The organism is Pseudoalteromonas sp. GABNS16E, assembly GCF_028598715.1.
Lineage (GTDB): Bacteria > Pseudomonadota > Gammaproteobacteria > Enterobacterales > Alteromonadaceae > Pseudoalteromonas > Pseudoalteromonas atlantica.
The window spans coordinates 1-22,584 of sequence record NZ_JAQREZ010000037.1 but is presented as its reverse complement, the minus strand read 5'-3'; the positions used below and the strand labels follow the sequence as shown (position 1 = coordinate 22,584).

General features: G+C 42.9%; 37 protein-coding genes and 1 pseudogene. 19 read left to right on the top strand and 19 right to left on the bottom strand.

Annotation, left to right across the window (positions count from 1 at the left end; genetic code table 11):
- Positions 1 to 7 precede the first annotated feature (7 nt).
- From PSI06_RS14575 to PSI06_RS14495, 17 genes are all read right to left on the bottom strand, one after another.
- A complete protein-coding gene (locus tag PSI06_RS14575) occupies positions 8 to 451 on the bottom strand; it encodes a D-Ala-D-Ala carboxypeptidase family metallohydrolase (protein ID WP_273604091.1) in 444 nt (147 codons plus the stop codon).
- On the bottom strand, positions 441 to 692 hold the full coding sequence (locus tag PSI06_RS14570; protein WP_273604092.1) for a hypothetical protein: 252 nt from the start codon (positions 690 to 692) through the stop codon (positions 441 to 443). Before PSI06_RS14570 ends, PSI06_RS14575 begins: the two co-directional genes overlap by 11 nt.
- Before the next feature lie 148 nt (positions 693 to 840).
- Complete coding sequence (locus tag PSI06_RS14565; protein ID WP_273604093.1) at positions 841 to 1,068, bottom strand: hypothetical protein; 228 nt, start codon at positions 1,066 to 1,068, stop codon at positions 841 to 843.
- 10 nt (positions 1,069 to 1,078) lie between these two features.
- Complete coding sequence (locus tag PSI06_RS14560; RefSeq protein ID WP_273604094.1) at positions 1,079 to 1,264, bottom strand: hypothetical protein; 186 nt, start codon at positions 1,262 to 1,264, stop codon at positions 1,079 to 1,081.
- Positions 1,264 to 1,455, bottom strand: a complete 192-nt coding sequence (locus tag PSI06_RS14555; protein ID WP_273604095.1) for a hypothetical protein — start codon at positions 1,453 to 1,455, stop codon at positions 1,264 to 1,266. The genes PSI06_RS14560 and PSI06_RS14555 overlap by 1 nt, the downstream gene beginning before the upstream one ends.
- On the bottom strand, positions 1,442 to 1,693 hold the full coding sequence (locus PSI06_RS14550; RefSeq protein WP_004586548.1) for a hypothetical protein: 252 nt from the start codon (positions 1,691 to 1,693) through the stop codon (positions 1,442 to 1,444). Before PSI06_RS14550 ends, PSI06_RS14555 begins: the two co-directional genes overlap by 14 nt.
- Positions 1,694 to 1,701: 8 nt before the next feature.
- The gene (locus PSI06_RS14545) at positions 1,702 to 2,010 is read right to left on the bottom strand and encodes a hypothetical protein (protein WP_273604096.1); all 309 of its coding nucleotides are present in this window, start codon (positions 2,008 to 2,010) and stop codon (positions 1,702 to 1,704) included.
- Positions 2,011 to 2,019: 9 nt separating this feature from the next.
- Complete coding sequence (locus PSI06_RS14540; RefSeq protein ID WP_273604097.1) at positions 2,020 to 2,427, bottom strand: Mor transcription activator family protein; 408 nt, start codon at positions 2,425 to 2,427, stop codon at positions 2,020 to 2,022.
- A complete protein-coding gene (locus PSI06_RS14535; RefSeq protein ID WP_004586550.1) occupies positions 2,424 to 2,621 on the bottom strand; it encodes a hypothetical protein in 198 nt (65 codons plus the stop codon). Before PSI06_RS14535 ends, PSI06_RS14540 begins: the two co-directional genes overlap by 4 nt.
- Positions 2,622 to 3,020, bottom strand: coding sequence for a phage protein GemA/Gp16 family protein (locus PSI06_RS14530; protein ID WP_004586551.1), 399 nt, complete (start codon positions 3,018 to 3,020; stop codon positions 2,622 to 2,624).
- Positions 3,017 to 3,376 (bottom strand): hypothetical protein, encoded by a 360-nt coding sequence (locus tag PSI06_RS14525; protein WP_004586552.1) that lies wholly within the window; start codon positions 3,374 to 3,376, stop codon positions 3,017 to 3,019. Before PSI06_RS14525 ends, PSI06_RS14530 begins: the two co-directional genes overlap by 4 nt.
- A gap of 36 nt (positions 3,377 to 3,412) precedes the next feature.
- On the bottom strand, positions 3,413 to 4,648 hold the full coding sequence (locus PSI06_RS14520) for an AAA family ATPase (RefSeq protein WP_004586553.1): 1,236 nt from the start codon (positions 4,646 to 4,648) through the stop codon (positions 3,413 to 3,415).
- On the bottom strand, positions 4,638 to 6,302 hold the full coding sequence (locus PSI06_RS14515; RefSeq protein ID WP_273605034.1) for a Mu transposase C-terminal domain-containing protein: 1,665 nt from the start codon (positions 6,300 to 6,302) through the stop codon (positions 4,638 to 4,640). Before PSI06_RS14515 ends, PSI06_RS14520 begins: the two co-directional genes overlap by 11 nt.
- 9 nt (positions 6,303 to 6,311) lie before the next feature.
- Positions 6,312 to 7,217 (bottom strand): hypothetical protein, encoded by a 906-nt coding sequence (locus PSI06_RS14510; RefSeq protein WP_273604099.1) that lies wholly within the window; start codon positions 7,215 to 7,217, stop codon positions 6,312 to 6,314.
- A complete protein-coding gene (locus PSI06_RS14505; protein WP_055012184.1) occupies positions 7,207 to 7,452 on the bottom strand; it encodes a hypothetical protein in 246 nt (81 codons plus the stop codon). The genes PSI06_RS14510 and PSI06_RS14505 overlap by 11 nt, the downstream gene beginning before the upstream one ends.
- A 48-nt stretch (positions 7,453 to 7,500) precedes the next feature.
- The gene (locus PSI06_RS14500; protein WP_273604100.1) at positions 7,501 to 7,953 is read right to left on the bottom strand and encodes a hypothetical protein; all 453 of its coding nucleotides are present in this window, start codon (positions 7,951 to 7,953) and stop codon (positions 7,501 to 7,503) included.
- Between the two features lie 56 nt (positions 7,954 to 8,009).
- Entirely contained in the window at positions 8,010 to 8,273 is a 264-nt protein-coding gene (locus tag PSI06_RS14495) for a helix-turn-helix domain-containing protein (RefSeq protein ID WP_273604101.1), read from the bottom strand.
- Between the two features lie 174 nt (positions 8,274 to 8,447).
- Between PSI06_RS14495 and PSI06_RS14490 the strand changes: the two genes are divergently transcribed.
- From PSI06_RS14490 to PSI06_RS14470, 5 genes are all read left to right on the top strand, one after another.
- Positions 8,448 to 9,131: a S24 family peptidase gene (locus PSI06_RS14490; protein WP_273604102.1), complete on the top strand. Its 684-nt coding sequence runs from the start codon at positions 8,448 to 8,450 to the stop codon at positions 9,129 to 9,131.
- A 32-nt stretch (positions 9,132 to 9,163) separates the two neighbouring features.
- Entirely contained in the window at positions 9,164 to 9,523 is a 360-nt protein-coding gene (locus PSI06_RS14485) for a hypothetical protein (protein ID WP_273604103.1), read from the top strand.
- 33 nt (positions 9,524 to 9,556) lie between these two features.
- Positions 9,557 to 10,558, top strand: coding sequence for a hypothetical protein (locus PSI06_RS14480; protein ID WP_273604104.1), 1,002 nt, complete (start codon positions 9,557 to 9,559; stop codon positions 10,556 to 10,558).
- 92 nt (positions 10,559 to 10,650) lie between these two features.
- Positions 10,651 to 11,112: a hypothetical protein gene (locus PSI06_RS14475; protein WP_273605033.1), complete on the top strand. Its 462-nt coding sequence runs from the start codon at positions 10,651 to 10,653 to the stop codon at positions 11,110 to 11,112.
- A gap of 43 nt (positions 11,113 to 11,155) precedes the next feature.
- Positions 11,156 to 11,317: a hypothetical protein gene (locus tag PSI06_RS14470; RefSeq protein WP_273604106.1), complete on the top strand. Its 162-nt coding sequence runs from the start codon at positions 11,156 to 11,158 to the stop codon at positions 11,315 to 11,317.
- 108 nt (positions 11,318 to 11,425) lie between these two features.
- On the opposite strand, the gene PSI06_RS14465 is transcribed toward PSI06_RS14470, so the two are convergent.
- Positions 11,426 to 11,782, bottom strand: coding sequence for a hypothetical protein (locus tag PSI06_RS14465; RefSeq protein ID WP_273604107.1), 357 nt, complete (start codon positions 11,780 to 11,782; stop codon positions 11,426 to 11,428).
- A 69-nt stretch (positions 11,783 to 11,851) separates the two neighbouring features.
- Between PSI06_RS14465 and PSI06_RS14460 the strand changes: the two genes are divergently transcribed.
- The 14 genes from PSI06_RS14460 to PSI06_RS14395 all read left to right on the top strand — a co-directional run bounded on the left by PSI06_RS14460 (position 11,852) and on the right by PSI06_RS14395 (position 22,478).
- Entirely contained in the window at positions 11,852 to 12,628 is a 777-nt protein-coding gene (locus PSI06_RS14460; protein ID WP_273604108.1) for a hypothetical protein, read from the top strand.
- Between the two features lie 142 nt (positions 12,629 to 12,770).
- Positions 12,771 to 13,916, top strand: coding sequence for a hypothetical protein (locus tag PSI06_RS14455; protein ID WP_273604109.1), 1,146 nt, complete (start codon positions 12,771 to 12,773; stop codon positions 13,914 to 13,916).
- Between the two features lie 4 nt (positions 13,917 to 13,920).
- Positions 13,921 to 14,316: a hypothetical protein gene (locus tag PSI06_RS14450; RefSeq protein ID WP_273604110.1), complete on the top strand. Its 396-nt coding sequence runs from the start codon at positions 13,921 to 13,923 to the stop codon at positions 14,314 to 14,316.
- Positions 14,317 to 14,357: 41 nt separating this feature from the next.
- The gene (locus PSI06_RS14445) at positions 14,358 to 15,293 is read left to right on the top strand and encodes a hypothetical protein (RefSeq protein WP_004586565.1); all 936 of its coding nucleotides are present in this window, start codon (positions 14,358 to 14,360) and stop codon (positions 15,291 to 15,293) included.
- Positions 15,294 to 15,369: 76 nt separating this feature from the next.
- The gene (locus PSI06_RS14440; protein ID WP_273604111.1) at positions 15,370 to 15,837 is read left to right on the top strand and encodes a hypothetical protein; all 468 of its coding nucleotides are present in this window, start codon (positions 15,370 to 15,372) and stop codon (positions 15,835 to 15,837) included.
- Position 15,838: 1 nt separating this feature from the next.
- On the top strand, positions 15,839 to 16,261 hold the full coding sequence (locus tag PSI06_RS14435; RefSeq protein ID WP_273604112.1) for a phage virion morphogenesis protein: 423 nt from the start codon (positions 15,839 to 15,841) through the stop codon (positions 16,259 to 16,261).
- Positions 16,262 to 16,272: 11 nt separating this feature from the next.
- Positions 16,273 to 16,716, top strand: coding sequence for a phage tail terminator protein (locus tag PSI06_RS14430; protein WP_273604113.1), 444 nt, complete (start codon positions 16,273 to 16,275; stop codon positions 16,714 to 16,716).
- A complete protein-coding gene (locus tag PSI06_RS14425; RefSeq protein ID WP_004586569.1) occupies positions 16,713 to 16,916 on the top strand; it encodes a hypothetical protein in 204 nt (67 codons plus the stop codon). Before PSI06_RS14430 ends, PSI06_RS14425 begins: the two co-directional genes overlap by 4 nt.
- Entirely contained in the window at positions 16,913 to 17,809 is an 897-nt protein-coding gene (locus PSI06_RS14420; protein ID WP_004586570.1) for a hypothetical protein, read from the top strand. The genes PSI06_RS14425 and PSI06_RS14420 overlap by 4 nt, the downstream gene beginning before the upstream one ends.
- Before the next feature lie 53 nt (positions 17,810 to 17,862).
- On the top strand, positions 17,863 to 18,189 hold the full coding sequence (locus PSI06_RS14415; protein ID WP_029772347.1) for a hypothetical protein: 327 nt from the start codon (positions 17,863 to 17,865) through the stop codon (positions 18,187 to 18,189).
- A gap of 20 nt (positions 18,190 to 18,209) precedes the next feature.
- Entirely contained in the window at positions 18,210 to 18,554 is a 345-nt protein-coding gene (locus tag PSI06_RS14410; protein WP_273604114.1) for a hypothetical protein, read from the top strand.
- Complete coding sequence (locus tag PSI06_RS14405) at positions 18,514 to 21,507, top strand: tape measure protein (protein WP_273604115.1); 2,994 nt, start codon at positions 18,514 to 18,516, stop codon at positions 21,505 to 21,507. Before PSI06_RS14410 ends, PSI06_RS14405 begins: the two co-directional genes overlap by 41 nt.
- 40 nt (positions 21,508 to 21,547) lie before the next feature.
- Positions 21,548 to 21,835, top strand: coding sequence for a hypothetical protein (locus PSI06_RS14400; protein ID WP_273604116.1), 288 nt, complete (start codon positions 21,548 to 21,550; stop codon positions 21,833 to 21,835).
- 139 nt (positions 21,836 to 21,974) lie between these two features.
- On the top strand, positions 21,975 to 22,478 hold the full coding sequence (locus PSI06_RS14395) for a hypothetical protein (protein ID WP_273604117.1): 504 nt from the start codon (positions 21,975 to 21,977) through the stop codon (positions 22,476 to 22,478).
- 3 nt (positions 22,479 to 22,481) lie between these two features.
- Here PSI06_RS14395 and PSI06_RS21705 read toward each other — a convergent pair.
- Positions 22,482 to 22,584: pseudogene (locus tag PSI06_RS21705) on the bottom strand (IS982 family transposase); the annotation flags it as partial.

Here is a 22,584-nt window from a genome sequence, read left to right as displayed (position 1 = left end):
GTGGTCCTTACGGGTTAAATACTTTAATGCCCGTCCATGTAGGCGTGCGTACATCAAAATGAAACCAACTCACTTGCCCTTCAATGGCAGTGATATAGGGGAATTCTTGCGGATGGGCTAATACGTAATTACGTACTTGCTGAGCGGTGTAATTAGTAAAACTGCAATCGAATGCTTTACCTAGCTTGTGCTGGCTGCGTTTTGCGCCAATAGTGCAATCCAGTGGGCGATAGCCACGGTATTGATTAGCGCCACCCCAGCTCCAGCTATTTACGGTGCATGGGCCAAACGTGTCGCGTAACTTTTGCAGCATACGCAATGCGCGATTATCAAATACATTGATTAAAAACAAAGGGTCGTCTTGATAAAGCTCAAATATGGCTTTTGGTACTAATTCTTGAAACGTAAAGCTTGGGGCAGTTGGTACCACCACTTTTCTTTTAAGCGCCATGCTGCTGAGTCCTCATTTTAGTTAAACGTTGTTTTGTTAGGACGTAACAGGCAGGTAAGCGGGTATTACGCGCCGGCTTTTTGTTAGCTGGGTTTAGCAGCTGTTTAACGCGGGTACGCAATGCGGGCAGGTCTTTTAACGGGCAACGGCGAGAAATTGCTATTTGCTCGGCTTTAGAACTGGCCTTAATAATTTGTTGAGCTAAAAACTCAATAATTGGCGCATGCACTGTATTTGTCATGCTGGTAGTAAATCAATTTAGGGGATTGGGTAACACTGTAAAGTTGTTTGCGGCTGGGGCTTTCGAGCTGGTCTATTAGGGTAGAATAAAAAGGCTTGCTAATACAAGGGGGCAAGCCAATTTAATTTAAATGAGGTTTAAACATGGTTTAAAGCAGTGTTAAAAGTTCGTTTAAGAAGTCTTCGGTTTCTCTGTCATTCATCAAATGGTGCTTGTCTAAAGCATCTTCGATAAGCTCTCTCGCATCATCGTTTAACGCCATTTGGTTGTTAAAAGTAACACCACAAAGACTACCGCCGTTGATGTTCATGCCAGCGGTCACTGGTGGTGCTTCGCCTTCAAATTTTACTACGTAAGTTTGGTATTCAGTTGCCATGATTTTCTCTCTAAAACTGGTGTGGTTTGTTGTTAACTTCAACATTTAAAATGTCATAGTTATTATCAATAACGGAAGCGTCACTTGGTTCTAAATTAACCTGAAGGTTTTCATAGCTAAAATCTGACATTTCATCATCAGGCCAATCAATAACCTGTTCTAAGATTACAGCGTATTTAACTTTTACTTTTGCCATCACTTACCCTTAATCTCTCTAAATGCTTCGCGGTATTCGTCCATCATGCCTGTTGTATCTAGGCCAAATAGCTTGCGTTGGTTGATATACCGGTTAAGCAGGCTTAAACCGTATTCGTACTGCCACCGCTTTGGCTTTTTACCGCCACTAAGTTGCAACGCAGTGAGCAGTACAAAGTTATTGTTTTGCATGTTTGTGCTTGGGGTAAGTTTGGATTCTTACCTCAGTACCGTCGGTAATACGGATAAACTCAAACCAACAATGAATGCACACAGTGTGATCGTTATAAACCTCGCCCTGTGGTGGGCGCATGGTTTTTAACGTGTTATTGCACTCAGGGCATTTGTAATGAATTACAGGCTTACTACGCAATATTGCCCCATTAAAAAATGCCTGGCATTCAGCTTTAATGTCTTTTAACAGTTCCATGATGCCCCCTACAAACCATTGTCTCGTTGATATTCACGGCCGCAATAACAGCAATGCGAAGCGGCTATTGATATTTCGTTTTTAGTCATATTACGTGCATGGCCCCCTCCTTTTTTTGCGGCCCTAAATTTAACTTCAATCTTTGGGTTTACTGGTGCATATTGACCGCCAGAAAGCATGTAGGTTTGCCCTTGCCATCTGAAAGAAACATCAATAGCGCCTTCAGGTATTTTGCCTTGCTCTGTTAAATGATCTTTAACTCGGTTTAATGTATCTTCAAAACAGTTACATGCTTTGTTTTCTGTATTCGTCTCCATGTTATTCCCCTACAAACTTAAATTTAATTGTGTTTCGTGCGCCCGTTCGTCTTGGTATGCACTGTAAATACTGCTTACTTGCTGGCGGGTGATCTTAAAACGCTTTACTAGCTGTTGAATGTTGCTGCTTTTGCTGTCCAGGGCTTCACAAATTTGTTGATTACGAATTTGCATAAGCACTTTGTGCAGCATGGGTATTTGATAGCTTGAGCCTACGTTTGCGTCTATCAGCTCTTGCACCAGGGCTTTACCAAATACCTTTACTACTTCGTGATCCTCGGTAGGCTTTTCAGGGATATAAAACATTTGCCCTTGTTGCTCGGTGAGTACCGCAATGGTTTGTTCAACACCCAAGTGTTTAACAATACGGCGCAGGCCGTGCGGTAATGCCCGTAAATCTATCGTTGATTCGCTCATGATTGCTCCTCAAATAAATAATCTAAGCCATTTTCCCGGTCTATTTTGCGTTGCTCTTGGTAAGCCTCTACATCACGTCGAATACGGCATTTTTGCTTGTCTTTATCTTTAACATTACGATAGCGCTTTTCCTCGGTATAAGGCGGCTTACGCGGGTTAATAGTAAAGTTTTGGTACTCTTCGTAATTAGCCATTTACGCCCCCTGCTTTGCTTTATGGCGTGCAAGCCATTGCTTAAGTACTTCAATAATGTGCGGCCATTGCTGGGCGCTTTGGCTGAGCTTTTTGCCTTGTAAGTGTTTTTCACAAAACGCATCGCAGGCCTGTTTTGAATCAATGTTTACCGCACCTGCGCGGCTTAATTGACCCCATAGGCTGTAAATCATTTTTAGCTGTGCGGGTAACTGTGTTTTACCCGCATTTGGGTTCATAGCACGGTAACGTGCAAGCAGCTGCTGTTGTTCAAGCTTGGTTAGCCCTGTGCTGGTGTTTACACGGCCATCGCAAATGTATGACACATTAAGTTGGTGGGTATCTTGGTCGATACCCGCCGCCTTTTGTGCAATTTTGATTTGTTGGATCAAGTTACTCATGCGCTTTCCTCCAGAGCTTCAATTTCAAACTGTGGGGCTTGGCCTATACCAATAATTTTAATGCCCCAATCTTTCATGCCCTCGGTATAAATAAGCGGGAATTCACGATATATGGTATTAAAACGCCTAGCAGTATGTGCATGTGAGTTAACTTCGTGTACATGATGAATACTAAATAGCTTGTCGGCAGTAAGGGTTGCAAAGGCCGCTTTAATGTTGCCATCGCATTTGTCTATTAGCTCGCCTTGCGGGTCTTTTTTAGCAAGTAGGCTTAGCATTGTTGCGTTTGTTACCAACGAGCTAAACGCTAAATGTGCTGTATAACGTGATGTGTTTAATTTTATTGTAAATGGCATAATTAAATCCTTATTTAAAGTGTGTTTAAACAACGTTTAAACTGCTGGTTTATTAAGTACTGATGAAAAAATGCCATTGACTAACAACTTGTCTACGGCGGTGTCTGGGTTTTTGTTGGTGTGGTTAAGCAAGTGCGGTAGCAAGTTTTCAACCAGCTCACGGGCGTTACCCTCAACGCGTTTGTGCAGCCATTGCCACCACTTTGCGTCGTCTTGGGCAAGTTTTACGGTGCCCTCGGTGAGCTCTAAAAACAGGGTGCGAATATCTTCAACGGTAATTTGGCCTATGGGTTTTGGCCAAAAGCACACGCGGCTTGCAATGAGTTCGTAGCGCTCTTGGGTTTGTAGCTTGTCTACTAACTGAATATTTCCAACCAGGGTTACGCCTACAATGGCTTGGTCGCTTATGGTGCGCAGTGGGTCGAGCGAGTTAGGTTTGCACTTGTCGGCCTCGTCTAAAATTATTAAACGGTCGGTATCGCGCAGTGCTTGAATAATTTTTTGCATGTTTTTGTACGCGCTTGGGCAGCGCGATAAGCCCAGGGCTAACGTTAGTTGCTCAAGCACTTGGGTGCTGCTGGTTTGCTCACTGCCAGCAATTAAAATGGCTTCTTTGTTGTGGCGGCAATACTCCGCAATACCTTTGGTTTTACCCAGCCCTGCTTGGCCTGCAAACACACTAAAGCGTTTACGTTGGCGAGCTTGGTCGCAGGCCATAGCAATAAGCTTTGATGTACTGGTAGGAATAAAGCGCACATCACCGTACACAATGCTTATTTGTTTGCGCTCTTTACTAGGTTTGCCTTGATCAACTTCTGCAGGGCAAATAAGTGCCCAAATATCATGTAAATGTTTAGTAGGTTTTGCGTTGTATTTACCATTAATTAATTGGCTAATAGATGCAGGACTTTTACCCATACTCACTGCAATGCTTGCGCTAGTAATGTTTTGTTCGCGTATTTCAGGTGATTGTAAGCGCAGGCAAATACGTCCTGCCAGCTCACGATCAGCTTTGTTATACGACTTATTAAAGCCGTTACGTTTTTCAATCTCGGTGATGGCCGCTTCACCAAATAACTGGTGCCAAATTTGTGTAATTATTTTTTCAGGGTTGATGGTGCATTTGTTTGCCAGTACTTCTTTTACTGATTGCAGTGCAAAGCCACAGTTAAGTTCTTCGGCGGTCATGCCTGTGGTGCTTAGCTCTTGATTAATTAGCTCAACACGCAGGGTTTGCTCGGGCGTGTATGGGTGTGGTTGGCTATAGCTCATAAGTTGTTTCCTTTCGTAAATTAGGTTGATCAAGTAATTCGTTTAGGTCGATTTCGTGTTGTGGTTGTGCTGGTGTTACATCAAAATCAAAAATGTTTACCGGTGCTTCTTGTGCTTCAATACCTTTAATGGGTGCTGCAAACTTCGCCACTGAGTCAACATCAATAATGCGCTCTTGATTCTCTTGGGCTTCAATTTCACGGCGTTTGGTGTCTATGCGTTTTAAGCGACCAGTACGGCGTTTGCTTTCGGCTTGCTCGATGCGAGATGTAGGCACCGCGTGCGATTTAGTTTTTAAGTTAGCGAACATTAAAAACTCACCGTTTAGCTTATAAAGCTTGGTGTAGCTGTCGTCGTGTAGGTCGTAAGCGGCAACAAGCTCTTGGCCGTTAAACTGGTGTAAAAAGTCAGCTGAATAATCACGTTGATGCAGGCGGAAACGGCCACGGCGAATATTGACGGTTTCGCGTGGTAGCATGACAAAATCACCCTCTACCGGTGGCACGCGCTCAATGTTTTCATCCCATACTTGCTGGCGTGTTTTGCCCTTAACTTCAGGGTGTTCGCTGTTGTGGTAGTCGTTTAAAAATGCTTTAAACTCAGCTATCCATTCGTCTACTGTCGGTAGCTTACGTTTACCCTGTTTAGCCTCTTTAAGTACCAGTTGCTTATGGCGATCGTCGTGGTCACGCCCGCAATAGGTACTAAAACGTTTACCAACACGGTCTTCCATGTGTAAAAAGAACCGCTCAATCCACTTAACACGGGCATTGCCTGGTATGGCAAATATTACGTCTATTTCAAACTGAGCATAAAAACCGGTGGTGTCGTCGTTCATTAGTTTGTTTTTGTAGCCAGAGCCGTTATCGAGATAAAACATGGCAGGCACGTTGTTATGTACTTTAATGGCGCGGCTAATAGCTGCGAGTGTATCGAGCGTACTTTCTGCGTAGCCGAGTTCCCAGCCCACAATGCAGCGGCTTGCTACGTCTTGAAACGCAGTTAACTCAGCGCGGTATGGCTTACCCGTTTTGGGATGTGCTAGGTATACGTCGAGCGTGTGGCCATCGCCGTTATACATAACGCCTGGCTTTAAGTTATCCGTTGAACGTAAAAGATGGTCTTTATGTTTTTCGCGGTACAGTTTTGCGCCCATGCGGTACGGGCCTTGTGGGCCTAGTTCATGGGGGAGCCCATTTATAAAACGACGTACTTGGTGATGCTCAGCCTTGTAGCCCTCTTTGTTTAACTGATCTGCCACTTGCGCAAAGCTTGGGCTATTAGGGCTGTGGTAAAGCTCAAGGCTACGGGCAAGCCAGCTGTACTGGGTTTGTGCTTTGCCTTTATGGTTAGGTAGTAACCCATTAATGCCGTTGTCTTTATAGGCGTTGCACCAATTATAAATGGTTGCGCGCCCGGGTAATTTACCCAGTGCATCAATAGCGGTTGAAAGTGTAGCCATTGCTGTATTGGTGCGGTAGGCATTAACCAGTGCTTCAAACGCTTTTGGTAACGCGCATTCTTGGGTTAATAAATGGCGTACTATTACCGCCCTACTTTGGGCTTTTTTACGGGCTGTTTCGCTGGCATTTTGCCAACTTAGCTCGTTACCTATACTTGGTAACTTATTGTATTTTTGAACTGCAGGATGCATTGCTCTTTCCTACTTTTGGGTATTAATACGGTCGTTAAACATGGCGAGCATGTATTCACGGTTGGCTTGGGCGTCTTGCCATTCGTCCTGTGCAAATTGTGGTATGCACTCAGCGCCGGCTAAATGCTCTGGGCCAAACTCACCGCTTAAGCGGTTGAGCATGTGGGTAATACGCTGTTGTATGCCTAACCATAAATGCCACGTGGTTTGTGCCGCACCTATGCGGTGGTTTAAATCAAGGTCGCGGGCGTTACAAAGTTGCTCAACCATGGCTATAAACTCTTCAAGCGACTCGTTAACAACGGCATTGTGTGCAAACGATTTTTGGCGCACCTGTGCAACTAGCATAGGTAGCTCATACATTTGTTTAGGAGCTTTGGTTAATCGCTCAGTTTCAAGGGCATTAATTAGCGTGGCTGTGCTTTCTTCAAGCTCTTGCGTTCGCTCAGTTAGCTTTTGTACTTGAGCGCGAATTTCTTTGCCGCTGGTTTCGGCCAGTACATCAAGGTCGTCATCATCTAACTGGGCAATAGACTCAAGCGGTACTTTGGTCAGCTCGCTAAGTTGGTGTTGGCTCATATTCAAAAGTGACAATTTGTCACTTTTAGCCTTTGGTAAGCTAGATAGCATTTTTGCTATAGCCATTGAACGTGCAGCAGTTCTGTAATGAATGCTCGCATTTTCAAGGAGTTGTTTAAACTCTCCATGCTCTACCTGCTGCTTTACATTAAGCAAAATAAAGCCTGCCTCAGCGGCATCGGTAAATTGACGGTTTGCTAAAAAAACCACGCGGTCCATGCATTCGGCTACGCTTTGTGGCATCACTATGTTGAGTGGGGTTTTAAGTTTTTGTAGCTGATGTTCTATTTCGTTGGCGTTTTCTTTACCTACTACATCGACTAAATTAGTGCTCATGGCCACCTCCTAGTTTTATAGCGTGGCGCTGCGCTACTGCAAGGTGTAATTGGTTTTGCTCAGCTTGTTGCTCAAGTTTTGCTACCTCTTGCCATAGCTCATCAATGCTCATAGTTAAATCAACACCCAATGACTTAGCTAGTGCCTTAAAATTTGCATTGTTAATATCAATATTTGTGTCGTCTTTATGGTCAGTTTCCTGAATTTCAGACGGTTCTTGGTCTTTGATAGTCATTATTTTTAGCCTTAGTTGGGTTTTATAGCGGGTGGTGTAATGGTGACGTCATTCTTGATTATCGTCGTTTGTCAGTAGCGACTCAGCTATATAGCGCTGCATTGCGGTGCGCTCTTCTATTTCCATTTGCAGCTCGGCATGTTGTTGCAATAGCTGTGAGCGCTGGTCAACCGCTTTAAACAAAATGGGTTTAAGCAATATATTGGCAGGCTCGGTTGAGCGCACGGCGTAACACAGTGCAGGTAAAAAATGCATGGGCATATAGTGAGCTTGGCTGGGGGCTAGCCATTTATTTAGTTTGGCTTGGTCAACCTCGTTATTTTGCGATCGCAATGCATCGTTCATACGGTCAGCTATTACTGGACGACTAAAGCCTGAACGCTTCATGGCTGAACATACACTATGAATAAACAGGTGATATATATCGCAGTCTGGCGCTATATCGGCATCGAGAATGCTTTTAGTGAGTTGTTTTTGCTGTGCCATTGTTAAATGTTCCATGGGTAAAAATCTCTTACAAAATTACATTGATTTAAAATGCGTTATTACCGATGCTGTTACTCAGCCGATAAAAGCTCGCGCAGCGCTTGTACTTTTTGGCTGCGAGTGTCTTTATTTTTGGTATAGGCAGGTACATCAGGAAAAATAACGTCTACCGGTTTGCCAATAATTTTGGCAATGGCGGCAGCCACTTTGTACGAGGTGGTGTGCTGGTAAACAACACTGCTTACATGGGATAGGTTTAGGCCAAGTGCCGCTGCCACGATTGACAGTGAATAGCCTTTTTCTTCAAGTGCTTGTTTTATTTGCTCGGGTTTCATTGTAAAGTACCTTTTGGTTTACATACGCTTTTTGGTTCTTTGGCGAGATATAAAGTGTATGTTTTTGTTAATGTGTGGTGAGTATAGGTTTAATATATTAATCCTGTCAACATGCTTAGGATCAATATTTTCAACTTAAATGTTAGGTTGTTGATTTAAAATAGGTTTAAATAATTGAACCCACTAAGAGAAGAAAGAGAATCTTTAGGTTTAAATCAGAAAGACGTATTTGAAGCTATTGAGGTTTCTAAAGGAACATATATCCGATGGGAGGCTGGTAAACCTATTCCATCCGATAAATTATCTGAACTTGCAAAGCTAGGATTTGATATCAATTATGTGGTTACTGGTTGTAAAAGTGATTCATTACCAGTTGCCGCAGCACCAACACAAAGCACAGCGCTGCAAACCAGCCATGCTGATTTAACGGCGGTGCCGCAATACGATTTAGCTGCCAGTGCGGGTGGCGGTGCGTTGGTTATTGCCGAGCACCCTATTGCACGGTTTGAGCTTTCTACCCGTTGGCTGCAACAAAATAACTTACATAATAAAACGCTTACGGTAGTGCCTGTGCGCGGCGACAGTATGGAACATACCTTGTATGACGGTGATTTAACGCTGGTATCGCTAATTGATGACCCTACAGATGCCCGTGAAGGTGTATGCGTTCTGCGGTTTGATGATGAGATTTTTGTAAAGCGTATTCAGTACGACTTTAAAAGTAAAGGCTATAACATTACGAGTGACAACAACGCATACTCTGGCTTTTTTGTTGATGCGGATGATATTAACGCTGGGCGCTTTAGCGTACTTGGCCGTGTAGAACGCGTGTTACAACGAGCACGTAAAGTGGATTGATAATAAAACTGTAAATTAAAGGGATTCTAAAAATGAAAACATTAAAATTAAGCGCTTGCGCTCTTACCGTATTACTGGCTTGTGGTTGTGTTAGTAACGCTGCTGATACTGCCACCCCTGCCCCAACTGAATTAACGGGTATTTATAAAGCGAGCTTTTTTGGCGGCTCTGTGGCTTGGAATATAGATAGTGATGGTACAGGCGTTGCCTGTGAAGAACGCACATCAATGGCTACCAATGCAAAGCTACGTGACATGGTGATTAACGGCGATACCGCCTATGACGTGTATGAATACAAAATTACGAGTGTTACAGATGCTGGCTTTACAGCTAATGGCATAGTTAATCTTGATTTTAAACAAATAAACAAAATGCCCGCTGCCTGTAGGTAGATGAAAACACTTAAATAATAACTAGAGGGAACTATGGCAAAAAGAAATGAACGCAATATCTTATTTTTAGATCTTAACTTATACACTAAAACTTACACACCACATATCACTGGCCTTGTGAATCAATTCACCTTAGATGAGGTAATGAAAAAGGTTGTTGCCTTACGTGAAAAGAATAAAGTTAATGTTGAGTTAGGAACCAAAGAACCTAAAGAGCTGTACCTTGCAGATGTTAAATATGATAAATCCAGTGCTACTTGGCAGTTGTTAATTAATGTTGTTGATACCTCATTAGCAGATGAAGTACACCGTAAAATCGGCGGTGCAGATGATACGCGAAAGGTAAACAGCAAAACCGATGATGTTGGTACTGAGTTTTCGAGCCATGTTATTTTTAAAGGATCTAAAAAGAAAAATACTGTTTATTTAGCCTTGTATGAACAAACCCCCAATTTGCCCGTTAAACTTATTGCTCGCTATTTAAATGAAGTGTTTAAGCGTGTTGCACGTGAGTTTGATAAAGATTTTAATATTAATCACCCGCAAAATATTTTGGACGCAAAAGGTAAGCCTAAAACGATAAGAACTTACTTTAAATGCCACTTTAATGGGCATGCGTCAGACCAGTTTAAAAATGATGTAGATAATGGTGAGTTTAACGATGTAAAGCTTATTACCGGAGAAATGAGTAAAGTTGAAGGTTATGATGTGCAAAAGCACAGCCAGCTTAGAGAAGTACAAATACCAGTAAAAATTGATAAAGCAAAGCTTTTAAAAGCGGGTGGTAATCATAATTGGCTTGCTAAATTTAGACTGGACGTTGCAAAAGATTTAGGCATGCAGGAGCTTAAAGTTTCGTTCAAAGATGAGACGGACGCCTCACATACGGCTAATATAGACGTTGATACAGGTATGTTAGTTAACTCTGAGAAGTATGTTAAAAAAGTAAAAATTAGTGATTTTTCGGAACCTTTAACTACGTCTGTTGATCTAATATATAAACCTATTATTAAGAAAATGCTCGAGCACATATGACATCAAATATTGTTTACCAGCTAACTAGGCCAATATCTTATTTATTATTGCACCACCCCGCTGGGAAAATTTATAACTGGCGTATACCTTTCGTGCTTGCACTACTAAGCGCTGTGTTACTGTTTGTATGTTTTGATGTAGCCACTATAGCGGCTAAAGATGGATTAATAGATCAACTTGCTGGATTTATAACTGGCCTGCCTGGTTTTTTAATTGCGGCGCTCGCAGCAATTGCAACCTTTAACCGCCCGGTTATAGACCAAGAAATGATTGAAGGCCCTACTATTACCATTAAAGTTGGCAATACTAAAATTGAAAATAGTCAGCTTACGCGCCGTGATTTTTTATTAAGGCTATTTGCTTATTTAACGGTGCTAAGTATTTTTTTAGTGATCTTTGTAAAGGTGGCAATGATAGTCACTTTGCCTGCAACTATTGCTGTGTATGGACAGTGGTTATTTGTGATTGGTTTTTTACTGCTTTTTTGGCAGTTACTCGTGTTGTTGCTATTTGGTATGTACTACTTGTGCGAACGTCTAAACATGAATATATGATAAAGCCCCTATTTAGGGGCTTTTTTAGTTTGAGGAGTTAATAATGATTAAATGGCTTAAAACATTTTTTACATACCAAGCGTGTACAGATGAAATTAAAGTAACCGTGGATGGTAAGCGCTTTGTAGCTGATTTAGACTCGCTCGCAAAAAGTGAAGTGGTTAAACAGCAAATAGAGAGTGCAAAGTACTACAAAAACCCATAAACGCCTGTAAGCTGTTTTAAGCGCCTTACTTTACTTTATGGCTACACTGGCTTTGCTGAAAGCTATTTAAACACGCTCAATTGAATTTAAACAGGGTTTAAACATGGTTTAACTCTGATTTAACGGTAAAACTTTTTCAAAATCTGATTTAGCCTTTTTTAACGAGTAATTTATTTTAAGTTCAGATTGCAACGGCTTATTCATGGCAAGTTGCTGTTGGGCTATTAATACATACTCTTCAGTAGAGATGTAACCATCATCTGTGTAGTGATTGTTTATGTAAGTAGTAAGTACGGAGTTTTGCTGGATGGCGATTAGCTTTGTAAGCGTATCGTACATAGTAGGTGATATTTCGTCGGGTTTACCATATTCGACATTTTGAATGGGGCTATTTTGAATAAACATACTTAAGTAGAAGGCAGTTAAACCCACTATAACTAAGAAGATTATTTTTTTTGCTAGCATATCCAGTCCTTGGTTAATTTGGATTTCTCTAATATAGTACTCTGCAAATTATGTTCAAGGGAATTGATAATGAACGATAAGATTTTAAAATTTTTTACTCGTTGTATCAAAATTGATGAAAGTAGAGCGTTACATAAGAACTATTCATTTTGGTTTGCGCTATTAACCCCAGCAATTATTGCATTACTACTTAGTCTAAATTTAACTAGAGAGCTAGTTATACATGAAAGGTTCGATTTTGGTTTTACGGCTGCTCACTTAGATTCATTTATTAAGTATTACAAGTTTCCTATCGGTCTTTTACCAATATCGATATTACTGAGTGTTATGGTTGCCCGTTTTCATGCATCAAAGCAAACCGTTCAACAAACCCACCTCAAAAATTATTTTGAGCATCATGAATATTTTGAGTTTTATTGTAATTACTTAGAAAAACAGCATCACGTTAGCATCCGAAGCCGTGAGTTATATTTACTACTTTATCCTAGTTCTACAATCATGGAGTTTTCACCTAAACCAAGCACTAATATCATTGATAATTTTGTTGAGCTTACTGATAAGTTAATTAATTCTGGTGATGAAATCGAAGTTCAAGAACAAATTGTTGAGCTTTTCGACTTAGTGATTGAATTTGAAAAGAAAAACATGATTTATTTTAAAGAAAACCAATTAGAAGAAGACCGAATGTTGACTCTAAGTATTTTAGAATGGCATGAGAGTATGTCATTTATCCTTAGAGATATTTACTCATTTAAAGGCAATTTAATTAGTTTAGATAGTTTAAATTCAATGACGGAAATATTTAGAGATTTAAATATGAAACTCAAATTATCTAGCGAAGAATAAAAACAACTTGATAACTCTAACAACACAATTTAGCCTATATCCGTAACCCCTCCCCTAACGCTGTAAAGTCTTTTCCAGCGGTTCAATAGTCACTCCCCCCATACACTGGGTGCCACTTAGTAAGTTTATTGGCACTTGGAACATGGAAAACATAACAACCCCAAATACCAAATTTAATTGGTTTGAAGTTTTTAGAGCAGGCACCCAAACTGACTCTAAAGGCGTTACTCATACATTTAGTGAAGCTGATTTAAACAGCGTTGTAAGAAACTTTAAACCTAAAACCGCACCGTTGGTAATTGGCCACCCTAAAATGGACGACCCTGCGTGGGGTTGGGCCAGTGAATTAAAAGCGGTTGGTGGTTCGTTATTTGCTAAAGCTGAGGACGTATGTGCAGAGTTTGCCCAAGCGGTTGAAAGCAAGCGCTACCCTAACCGCTCAGTAAAACTTGAAAAAGTGGCTAATGGCTACCAACTTGCGCACATTGGCTATTTGGGCGGTAAAGCCCCTGCTGTTGAAGGCTTAGCCTGGCAGTTTAACCAAGCTGATGACGCCGATACCCTTACCCTAGAATTTGCTGCCGGTGATATTGACAACATATCGCTGCACACATCAAACGCCCTTACCCGCCTTATGAGCAACTTACGCAGCTTTTTAACTGACCGTTTTGGTAGTGAAGCTGCAGATAAAGTTGTGCCGCATTACGAAGGCGAATGGTTAAAAGAAGAAACCATTATTGCTGAGCACGAACGTGCTAAAGGGATTGAGGGTGAAGGTGCTGAATTTAGTAAAGGCGAAGATGACGCCACCCCACCCACCCAAGAGGACAATGCAATGGATGAAAAAGAAAGAAAGGCGCTGCAAGACCAGATTGATGCAGCTAACGCTAAAAACGCGAAGCTTGAATACGCGCAGCGTGTTGCAGCGGCTAACACCTTTATTAACACCGAAGTAAATAGCGGTAAAGCTCCGCGTTTAACCAATACTGAAGGTGTGGCTGAGTTTATGGCCAAGCTGGATGACGGCGACACCACCTTTGAGTTTGCTGCCGCTGACGGTAATAGCCAGGCGCTAAAACCAGCAGAATGGTTTCAGGGTTTTTTAAAGGGTCTGCCTGAACAAACGGGTTTAACTCACGAGTTTAATAAAGACGACAAAGACGGCGAAGTCACTGACGACAGTGCAGAAACATTGGCAGCGAAAGCGCTTGAATTTCAACAATCACAATCTAGCAAAGGCATTGAAATTAGTATTACTGCCGCGTTAGACCACGTTAAAAAGGCATAGAACCATGGCACAACCAGGATTAATTAGAAACTTTAGCGCTGAAGACGTTATACCGGCTAACCGTTTAGTGGTTGTGTCGGCAGCAGCAGACTTTCATGTTGGGTTGGCGATTGATGCCAGCGCAATGTATGCAGGCGTTACTGAGCAAGGCACTGATGAACATTTACGTGTTGACGTGGTAATGACGCAAAGCGCCCCGATTGAGTTTGGTGAAGCATTAATTGCAGGTACGCCAATTGTGGCTGATAGCGAAGGTAAAGCGGTTGAGTTTGACCCAGCTAACTTTGTGGGTGAAACACAAGTATACGTTGCAGGTTGGGTTATGGAAGATGGCGAAGCCGGTGTGATTGGCGACGTATTTTTAAACCCACATGTAGTAGCAACAATTCCTAGCGCTTAATGCGCTTGGGTTAACTTAAATTTATAAAGTGAGGATTTGCCATGAGTAATGGTATGCCATTTACCCCCGACGTTGAGCAAACGGCCATAGCCATTGCTTATCGTAATAGAGCATTGGTTGCGGATACACTTGCACCTTATTCACCTGTTGGTTTACGTAACTACAAGTGGACCGAATTTAAAAAAGGTGAAAAGTTTACGGTTGTAGACGATAAAATAGGTCGTAAATCAACTCCCAATCAAGTTGAGTTTAGTGTTGAAGAGAGAACAGGCTCAGTGGTTGATCATGGTCTATCTGATGTAGTACCGAATGATGATGTAACTAATGCGCCGGCAAACTACAACCCGCGCACCCATGCTGCGGAAAGCTTAACTGACTTAGTATTGCTTAACCGTGAAATACGCGTTGCAACTATGTATAACAAAGCGGCTAACTTTGGGAGTACTCAATCATTAGCTGCAGCAGGCCACAAGCGTTTAGATGACGACTCGCTTGATATTTTACCGTTCTTTCTAGACATGCTAGATGCGCCGTTAATGCGCCCTAATGCGATGACATTATCGCAATCGGTGGCAACTAAGTTGCGCACTCACCCTAAACTACTAAAAGCGTTTAATGGTACCAGCGGCGACCAGGGCTTAGTGCCATGGAGCTACATTAAAGAAGTGTTAGAGCTTGAGCATGTAACCGTTGGCCAAGCGCGTCTTAATACTGCTAAAAAAGGCCAAGCAGTTAATTTGCAAAAGGTTTGGCAAGATACCTTGTCGTTTACTTACCACGATCCGCTCGCCTCATTTAATAACAACCGCATGACCTTTGCGCTCACCGCGCGCTATGGCTCGCGTACGTCGGGGAACCGTGAGGTTTCTGCTGGTTTGAATGGCGGTGTTGAAATCATGGTAGGCGAAGCCGTACAAGAACAAATTATTGCGAAAGACTGCGGTATTTTGCTAACCAACGTGCTTACGCCAGCGTAATTAATCATTGTTGTTCCCTGTGTAAAGGCCCCAGTACCGACTTGCTCGGGCCTTTTTTTTACTAACTGAGGTGTGCATGTTTACTACAGAACAAGCAGTTATAGACAAAGTTGGCATTAATACGCTGTTGCAATTTGCGTCGAACAAATTTAACGAGCCAGGCAGTCGCGTGACGCGTGATGATGTTGAAGCCGCGCTTTTAAGTGAGACGTACAGTGAGTTGCAAGAGCAAATTAATGCCTGGTATGCGCAAGCACAAAAAAATGTAAATGCAGTTATAGCGGGCTATGTTTCACGGTTTGCGTTAAACCAAGATGATATTAATAACTCTGTTTTACCCGGCATTGCTAACGATTTAATGCATTGTGAGTTAGCCCCTAACATTGCTGATGAAAACCTTAAAGCCCTTAAAAGTAACGCGATGGCGATGCTTGATAAGGTTAGTAAAGGTGTGATCCAAATTAAGGAAGATGCGCCTGCAGGCGTAAGAACTGGGATGCGAACCAAATCTGCAGGCTCTCAGTTTAATTGGCCAGGTTACTAGATTGGCGGGTGTATTTATACACATAACGGGTAATGCACTGCCCCGCTTAACCCAAATTGCAAATGTAAGCGGTAATCCAGCTGATGTATTGGACGACATTGGTGCATTTTTAGACATGGACGTCACCACCCGATTTTTACGGGAAGTAACACCCGAAGGCCGTAAATGGGAGCAGTCGCAAGCAGCAAAAGACCGTGGCGGTTTAACGCTGACTGATGAGCGCAACCTTGCAGGCTCTGTTACGCACAATGTAAACGGAAATACGCTTGAGCATGGCTTAGGCGAAAAGTACGCAGCTATACACCATTATGGTGGTGAAACTGGCCGCAATAAAAGCGTGACGTTACCCGCACGGCCAATACTGGGCATTGCGGCTGTGCAAGAAAATGAGATTAACGACATTATTACTGATTGGTTAATTTAAAGAGCATTTAAATGGCATTTAACTTTGATTTAAACAACATAGAAACCCTGCTAAGCCAAACAATCGTTAATGCAACGGTTGGGTTTGCTAGCGACTTTAACCATGTTCGCGAGCATGCCGTACACAGTGCACAGTTGTTTGTATTGCCATTGGCCGATGACAACACCAATACCAATGAAGTACATGGTATGGATGAGTATCAGGTTAAAGATGTGTTTGCGGTGATGATTGTGATCCCCTGCGCTGCAGGTAATGCCCATAGTGATGCACAAGTTAAGCAATTGCGTAGTGATGTAAAAGCCACTATTGCTGGATGCCAATACCCTGGGTGGGACCCAATAAAGCTTGATAAGGGTCGTACCATTGAGCTTAACAAAAAAACCAATAACCTAATTTACCAGTGCCAGTTTAGTGTAACTGGCCTACATACCGTAACTGTGAAGGTGATGCCATGAGCAAACAAACCGAACAGCAATCAACGAAACACGCTGAACAAAAGGCTGTTGTAAATACAGGCCCGAAAAAGTCCCGCGCGATGACGATTGCCGAAAACGTTAACCAGGCGCTTGCAAGTGCTAAAGGTAACAGAGACGAGCTAGCCGGCGCTTTTAACTTAAAAAGTGGTGAGCTGATTAAAGTGGAGATTAAATCATGAGTTGGCGATTTAAAGACAAACTCATTTTAGCGGATGCCTTGGGCACAACTTTAACGGGCCTACATGCTATTTATGCCAGTGAAGTTGAATTGACCCTTGAAAGCGAAAGCGAAAAAGACGAGCTAGAAACCAGTTATAGCGGTGCCAGCCTTGAGACATTTTACGGTGAGCATATAAGCCTTAATTTTAAAACGCCATTGGCTATGAGTGGCACTGTGGGTAACGAACCTGCATTTGCTCCGCTGTTATTAGCCTGTGGCATGGTGCAAGTGGCTGATGCAAGCAGCGTTACGTTTACAAAAGGGGCAGCTGTTGCAGTTACATGCTTAGTACGTTTTGGTAAAAATACCCACAACATTAGCGAAATGAAAGGCAATGTGAGTTTTGCGCTTGAAAAAGGCAAACCCATGCTTAACTGGCAATTTAAAGGGTTATTTAGTGCGCCGGTTGCAAGTACTGCCGCCCCTGCGGTTGATTGGGACCGTTGGGTGCGCCCCGAAGTGCTCGGCGTAAGTAACAGCAGTGATTTTAAGCTTAACGATGTTAAACGCACCCTGCACAAACTCACAGTCGACTTAGGTAATAACGTGGTATTTGACCGTGCCATTAACCATGAAGAAATAATGATAACCGGTCACGAAAGCAGCGCCAATTTTACGCTAACCGCCGAAGAACTGGCCACCTTCAACCCGTTTGACGATGTTGGCAAAGTGCAAAACTTTGAATTTACCCACGGCACTGCTGCAGGTAAAAAAGTCACCATTATTGGCCGCTATCAAATGCCGTGGCCTAAATACACAAGCCTGGACTCAGAATTAACCGGTTATGAGTTTGACGGTAAGTTAGTGCCCAGCGGTGCTGGTTATGACGAACTGACGATAGTTTTTGAATAAGGGGGAGCGCCTTTTTACCTCTTTTTTATTTACCTTTTACAAGGGAAGAAACAATGAAATTAAAATTACTAACCGAGTTAAAAACTGCATTGATCAGCGCCCCACTTAATTTTGAGTTTGGTGGGGTTATTTTTAAATTTACCGCAAAAATTAAATTGGTATCTGAAAGCGAGCTTAAAACACTCACTGAAAAACAAGGTGCGAATGATGGTGAGATTGTGCGCTCATTGTTAGTGGGTTGGGATGACTTTATCGACGATGGTAAAGACGTACCCTTTGATAAAAGCACCCTTGAAGAAATGCTGGCATACAGCGGCATTACTGCCCGTTTAAGTGTTGAGTGTATTAACGCCCAGTACCGTATCACTGAAAAAAACTAGCCGATGTTGCTAGGTGGTTTTTGGGCGACCTAGCAGCAGACAGTAAAACCATTGATGACGACGAAGCCCATTTTGGTGCACCTAAACAAACAGCGCCAAACAAAGACGAGACATTGTTTGTATTGCCCCCTAACCATGCGGCTGTAGTGGCACTGACTACCGCTAGCAGCCAATGGCAACGGGATAACCAAGGGGTAGAAATTGCCCTTGATTATGCCAGGGCTGATATAGCCTGGCGCTATGCAAATATAACCCTTAATCCCGATGATTTTGCAAAACTGCAAACCCTAGAGCGCACCATAATTGGACTAATAAGGCGACCCGATGAGCAACAACTTGAATTTGGCGTTACGCTTAAGTTATGACGGTAAAGCAGTTACCACCGGTGCGCGCCAAAACGTAAACGAACTAAACCGCATTCCCCAAGCGGTACAACGCCAAGTTGCCGCAAATCAGCAATTAGGTGCCAGCCAAGCCCGTATTATGCAACAGCAAGGCGCAATGACCCGCCAATTGGGGTTAATGAATAGTGCCTACGGGCAAATTGGTGCAACGCTCACTACCTTGGTGGGTATTGGCACCGCGACCATGTTTGTGCGCGATACGGGCGCAGCCCAGTTGCTAGATACACGCCTTAAAGGGCTAACTGGCTCAGCTGAAAACTACGCCAAAGTACAAGAATATTTATTTGCCACCTCTGATCGTTTAAACACCGGTTACACCACCCTTGCCGACTCTTACAGTAAAATTTTAACGCTACAAGAAGTGGGTGTTGTTACTCAAACCCAAGGTAAAGCAATTCTAGAAGGCATGGCTAACGCCGCCGCTAAAACGGGTGCGAGCAATGTGCAGCTTGCACAAAGCTTATTTGGTATGACGCAAGGGATGACTGCCGGCGTTTTACGCGCTGAAGAGTTAAACCAAGTAACAGAGCCTATGCCAGGGCTTTTGCAAAAACTTGATAAAGCAGCAGGTAAAGCTGCCGGTGGTTTTAGGCAAATGGTGAACGATGGCCAAGTAACCAGTCAGATGTTTAAAAACTATCTGATAAAAGCGCTTAACGATTATGCGGGAGCGGCCGAGGCTACCGAGGGTAAAATAAACGCCAGCTTTGCGGAAATGGGGAATGAGTACCAGCGCTTAATACGCAAATACGAAGAGCCAGTAAACTTCGCTGTAACCAGTATTGTTGATTCAATCACCGATACCATGGCGTATTTACGCCAAAATGAAGACGCCGTTGATAATTTAGTATTTGCAACCGGTGCATTAGCTACTGTATTAACGGGTCATTTGGTTGCGGGACTAAGCGCAAGTGCTGCAAGCTATGTTGCTAATGTGGCCGCTAAGAACCGCGCGTTAATTGCTGATGCAGCCCTAGCAAAACAAAACCAGGCCAATGCTGTTTTAGAGCTACAACGCGCCGCACAAATGAAAGCATATGCACAGCATACATTGGCTGTGGCTAATACCACCAACTTACGTACTGCAGCTGTTTCCCGCTTGGCTGCTGCTAATACGCGCTATACAGCAACACAAGCCGCTGCCACTACCGCTACCAATATTTATACTGCTGCCGCTGGGCGTGCAACGCTAGCAGCGCGTGGCCTTAGTGCTGTAATGGGCTTGTTGGGTGGCCCCGTTGGTTTGCTCGTTACCGCTGGGCTTGGCCTTGCTTACTTTGCAAGCCAGGGCGATGACGCTACAGACTCAGTTAATAAACTAAAAGAAGCCAGTAAAGACCTAAACCCGTATGCCAATTTAACCAGTAGCCAGGCACAAGGTTTACTACTAATGGCGCAAGGTCGCATTAAAAATGCGATTCAAATGGCCGATGAAGCAAGGGAGCGTTTTAACAACCCATTCTTAAAGGGTAAGTTCTCGGATGTTGAGGCGGCACAACAGCGCGTTACTGATTTAAAAAACGAAATTGTGGCGCTACAACAAGTGCTTGCCATTAAAGAAACAGAAAAGCCTAAGCCAGCGCCTGTTAGCTCAAGTGCTTTGCCCGATAACATTAAACGCTTAGAAGTAAGCTTAATGGGCGAAGAGGCCCGCTTAAAAGACAGTTACGAAAAGCGTAAGCAAATGGTAATTGCTGCCCGTGAAAACGATGCTGCTAATAAAGTTAAGTACGACGCCATTTTAAAACAGCTTGATGTTAAATACGGTGAAGACCTAAAAGCGATTGTTGATAAGCGTGAAACCGACAAAACACGTATAGAAAATGAAGCTTATCAAAACCGCAAAAATCAATTGCAGAATCAGCTTGATGATCGATTAGCGCAAATTAAAGGTTTGGCTGGACGCGAAGCATTGGAGGTTTATAACCAACACTTAGTAATACACCAAGCCAAAGAAAAAGCCCGTGTTGATGCAGCAAGGCGCGCAACAAAAGGGGTTGCCGCTAATGATGAGGTTGGCGAACTTAAGTACGATACTGACAATCAAGTTTTGCAGATAGAACGTGAAAAAGAGTTGCTACTGTTACGCGGATTCCACACTCAAAAAGAGGCGGATGAACAAGCTCATCAAGATAGAATACGTGCGATACAACTTGATAATGAAAGAGAAAAGTACGATGAAAAGATAGCTAAAGTACAAGGCTATAACAGTGTGCTTGAGCAAGAGGATGTAGGTCATCGGCAACGACTAACAGCGGCGTTTGCTGATCAATATGCACCTGCAATGAAAGCACAACTTGTTGCTTTAGCCGGTTTTGAAGCGCAAACCAATGCGGAGAAAGCTAAAACGGTTGTAGGTATTGGCGCAGCTACCCTTAAAACCATGGCTGGTCAAAGTAAGACCGCGTTTAAAGCCTATAAAGCGTTTGCAATAGCTCAAGCTGTTATTAATACCTACCAGGGCGCTACAGCTGCCTTTACTTCATTGGCCCCTATTCCTATTGTAGGGCCTGTTTTGGGTGGAGTTGCTGCCGCCGCCGCTGTAATGAGTGGTTTACAGCAGGTAAGACAAATTAAAGCACAGCAACCGGCGGGTATTGCGCACGGTGGTTTAGATTATGTGCCGAATGAATCTACCTATGTATTACAACGTGGTGAGCGTGTATTAAGCCCGAAACAAAATACAGAAATTAGCCAAATGGCGCGGCGTTACAATGCTGGCGGCGCAGCTAATGATGGTGGCGGCTCTGGTGTAAATATACATATAACTAACCAAATTACCGTGCAAGGTGGTGCTAATGAGCAAGCATCGCAAGCGGTTGGCCAAGACATAGCACGCCAAGTGGTCGGGGTTGTAGTAGCGAACATTCAAGAAAATGGTTCGATTATTCGAGCAGTACGTGGTGCTGCTTAAGGCAGCGATTTATATTATTTAAGTTAAAAAGGTTTAAACTATGACAGATTGGAAAATTGAAGCGCCTATAAAAGTTGAAATCAAAGTTATTGTTGTTAACGATAAAGGTGATTCTGGTGAAGTTACCTGTGAACTACCCTCAATGGAATTTCCTACACAAGAGACGGTCATCAAAGCGATTAAAGAAGTATCAAAGAACCCTGCCTTGGCCGCCAATGATTTAAGAATTGCGAATCAAAGAGAAACGTTTGATTATATGACCAAAGAACGAATTGGAACGGATATGACATTTGCATTACCAGGAAGCCCTGAAGATTGGTATGAATAACTTTTAGTTGTGTTTTATAACCAGTTAGCTATGATAAATACACTTTACAAACGCTTGACTGTAAAGTGATTTCCAGCCGAAAGCCCATCCCCTAAATTTTATACTCGTTACCAATGTTTTATTATGAAACTTGGTAACGATGCAACCACTCCCCCTTCCTAAACGGCCTAAGCTCTCTAACTTTACGTTAGTGCCAAATAGCCAAATACACTTAAATAAAGCCAATAATGCCACTGAGGTTTACGACCTTGAAGGTGCTTATTGGGAGTTTGAAATTGAACTTGCCAATGTCCCTGAGCGCGATGCGTTAGCGCTTGATGGTTTTATTGCCAGCTTACGTGGCCAAGTAGGCACGTTTACCTTAATTGATTACCGCCGTGAGCAGCTTGATAAAGACTTTACTGGTTATGTGCATGGTGAAAACCAAGACGGTAATATTTTAACTATTGATGGACTCCCCGCTAACCAAACCTTATTAGTTGCTGGCGAACGTATGCAAGTAGGTGTAGGCCAAAACACCGAGCTAAAAGTATTAACCCAAGATTTAGTGACGGACTCACTAGGCAATGCCACAGTAATATTTGAATCTCCCCTACGTAAAATACCAGCAGACAACACCCTAATTAACCTCAGATCTGCATAAGAATTAAAGTCGAGTCACTTTTATACTCGGCTTTTTAGTCTGAAAAGTGTAGGCAATTAATCCAGCCATTAAATTAACCATAAATGAGATGCAGCTGCGGTGCCTT

What these genes read in the sequence shown, in the direction of transcription:
- PSI06_RS14480 (WP_273604104.1), top strand. Translation starts at nt 9,557, where the DNA reads ATGGCAAAAAGAAATGAACGCAATATCTTATTTTTAGATCTTAACTTA.
- PSI06_RS14560 (WP_273604094.1), bottom strand. Translation starts at nt 1,264, where the DNA reads ATGGCAAAAGTAAAAGTTAAATACGCTGTAATCTTAGAACAGGTTATT.
- PSI06_RS14520 (WP_004586553.1), bottom strand. Translation starts at nt 4,648, where the DNA reads ATGAGCTATAGCCAACCACACCCATACACGCCCGAGCAAACCCTGCGT.
- PSI06_RS14535 (WP_004586550.1), bottom strand. Translation starts at nt 2,621, where the DNA reads ATGGCTAATTACGAAGAGTACCAAAACTTTACTATTAACCCGCGTAAG.
- PSI06_RS14500 (WP_273604100.1), bottom strand. Translation starts at nt 7,953, where the DNA reads ATGGAACATTTAACAATGGCACAGCAAAAACAACTCACTAAAAGCATT.
- PSI06_RS14495 (WP_273604101.1), bottom strand. Translation starts at nt 8,273, where the DNA reads ATGAAACCCGAGCAAATAAAACAAGCACTTGAAGAAAAAGGCTATTCA.
- PSI06_RS14545 (WP_273604096.1), bottom strand. Translation starts at nt 2,010, where the DNA reads ATGGAGACGAATACAGAAAACAAAGCATGTAACTGTTTTGAAGATACA.
- PSI06_RS14405 (WP_273604115.1), top strand. Translation starts at nt 18,514, where the DNA reads ATGAGCAACAACTTGAATTTGGCGTTACGCTTAAGTTATGACGGTAAA.
- PSI06_RS14510 (WP_273604099.1), bottom strand. Translation starts at nt 7,217, where the DNA reads ATGAGCACTAATTTAGTCGATGTAGTAGGTAAAGAAAACGCCAACGAA.
- PSI06_RS14460 (WP_273604108.1), top strand. Translation starts at nt 11,852, where the DNA reads ATGAACGATAAGATTTTAAAATTTTTTACTCGTTGTATCAAAATTGAT.
- PSI06_RS14415 (WP_029772347.1), top strand. Translation starts at nt 17,863, where the DNA reads ATGAAATTAAAATTACTAACCGAGTTAAAAACTGCATTGATCAGCGCC.
- PSI06_RS14425 (WP_004586569.1), top strand. Translation starts at nt 16,713, where the DNA reads ATGAGCAAACAAACCGAACAGCAATCAACGAAACACGCTGAACAAAAG.
- PSI06_RS14440 (WP_273604111.1), top strand. Translation starts at nt 15,370, where the DNA reads ATGTTTACTACAGAACAAGCAGTTATAGACAAAGTTGGCATTAATACG.
- PSI06_RS14540 (WP_273604097.1), bottom strand. Translation starts at nt 2,427, where the DNA reads ATGAGCGAATCAACGATAGATTTACGGGCATTACCGCACGGCCTGCGC.
- PSI06_RS14445 (WP_004586565.1), top strand. Translation starts at nt 14,358, where the DNA reads ATGAGTAATGGTATGCCATTTACCCCCGACGTTGAGCAAACGGCCATA.
- PSI06_RS14530 (WP_004586551.1), bottom strand. Translation starts at nt 3,020, where the DNA reads ATGAGTAACTTGATCCAACAAATCAAAATTGCACAAAAGGCGGCGGGT.
- PSI06_RS14570 (WP_273604092.1), bottom strand. Translation starts at nt 692, where the DNA reads ATGACAAATACAGTGCATGCGCCAATTATTGAGTTTTTAGCTCAACAA.
- PSI06_RS14505 (WP_055012184.1), bottom strand. Translation starts at nt 7,452, where the DNA reads ATGACTATCAAAGACCAAGAACCGTCTGAAATTCAGGAAACTGACCAT.
- PSI06_RS14455 (WP_273604109.1), top strand. Translation starts at nt 12,771, where the DNA reads ATGGAAAACATAACAACCCCAAATACCAAATTTAATTGGTTTGAAGTT.
- PSI06_RS14400 (WP_273604116.1), top strand. Translation starts at nt 21,548, where the DNA reads ATGACAGATTGGAAAATTGAAGCGCCTATAAAAGTTGAAATCAAAGTT.
- PSI06_RS14465 (WP_273604107.1), bottom strand. Translation starts at nt 11,782, where the DNA reads ATGCTAGCAAAAAAAATAATCTTCTTAGTTATAGTGGGTTTAACTGCC.
- PSI06_RS14575 (WP_273604091.1), bottom strand. Translation starts at nt 451, where the DNA reads ATGGCGCTTAAAAGAAAAGTGGTGGTACCAACTGCCCCAAGCTTTACG.
- PSI06_RS14515 (WP_273605034.1), bottom strand. Translation starts at nt 6,302, where the DNA reads ATGCATCCTGCAGTTCAAAAATACAATAAGTTACCAAGTATAGGTAAC.
- PSI06_RS14470 (WP_273604106.1), top strand. Translation starts at nt 11,156, where the DNA reads ATGATTAAATGGCTTAAAACATTTTTTACATACCAAGCGTGTACAGAT.
- PSI06_RS14565 (WP_273604093.1), bottom strand. Translation starts at nt 1,068, where the DNA reads ATGGCAACTGAATACCAAACTTACGTAGTAAAATTTGAAGGCGAAGCA.
- PSI06_RS14420 (WP_004586570.1), top strand. Translation starts at nt 16,913, where the DNA reads ATGAGTTGGCGATTTAAAGACAAACTCATTTTAGCGGATGCCTTGGGC.
- PSI06_RS14450 (WP_273604110.1), top strand. Translation starts at nt 13,921, where the DNA reads ATGGCACAACCAGGATTAATTAGAAACTTTAGCGCTGAAGACGTTATA.
- PSI06_RS14485 (WP_273604103.1), top strand. Translation starts at nt 9,164, where the DNA reads ATGAAAACATTAAAATTAAGCGCTTGCGCTCTTACCGTATTACTGGCT.
- PSI06_RS14550 (WP_004586548.1), bottom strand. Translation starts at nt 1,693, where the DNA reads ATGGAACTGTTAAAAGACATTAAAGCTGAATGCCAGGCATTTTTTAAT.
- PSI06_RS14430 (WP_273604113.1), top strand. Translation starts at nt 16,273, where the DNA reads ATGGCATTTAACTTTGATTTAAACAACATAGAAACCCTGCTAAGCCAA.
- PSI06_RS14525 (WP_004586552.1), bottom strand. Translation starts at nt 3,376, where the DNA reads ATGCCATTTACAATAAAATTAAACACATCACGTTATACAGCACATTTA.
- PSI06_RS14555 (WP_273604095.1), bottom strand. Translation starts at nt 1,455, where the DNA reads ATGCAAAACAATAACTTTGTACTGCTCACTGCGTTGCAACTTAGTGGC.
- PSI06_RS14395 (WP_273604117.1), top strand. Translation starts at nt 21,975, where the DNA reads ATGCAACCACTCCCCCTTCCTAAACGGCCTAAGCTCTCTAACTTTACG.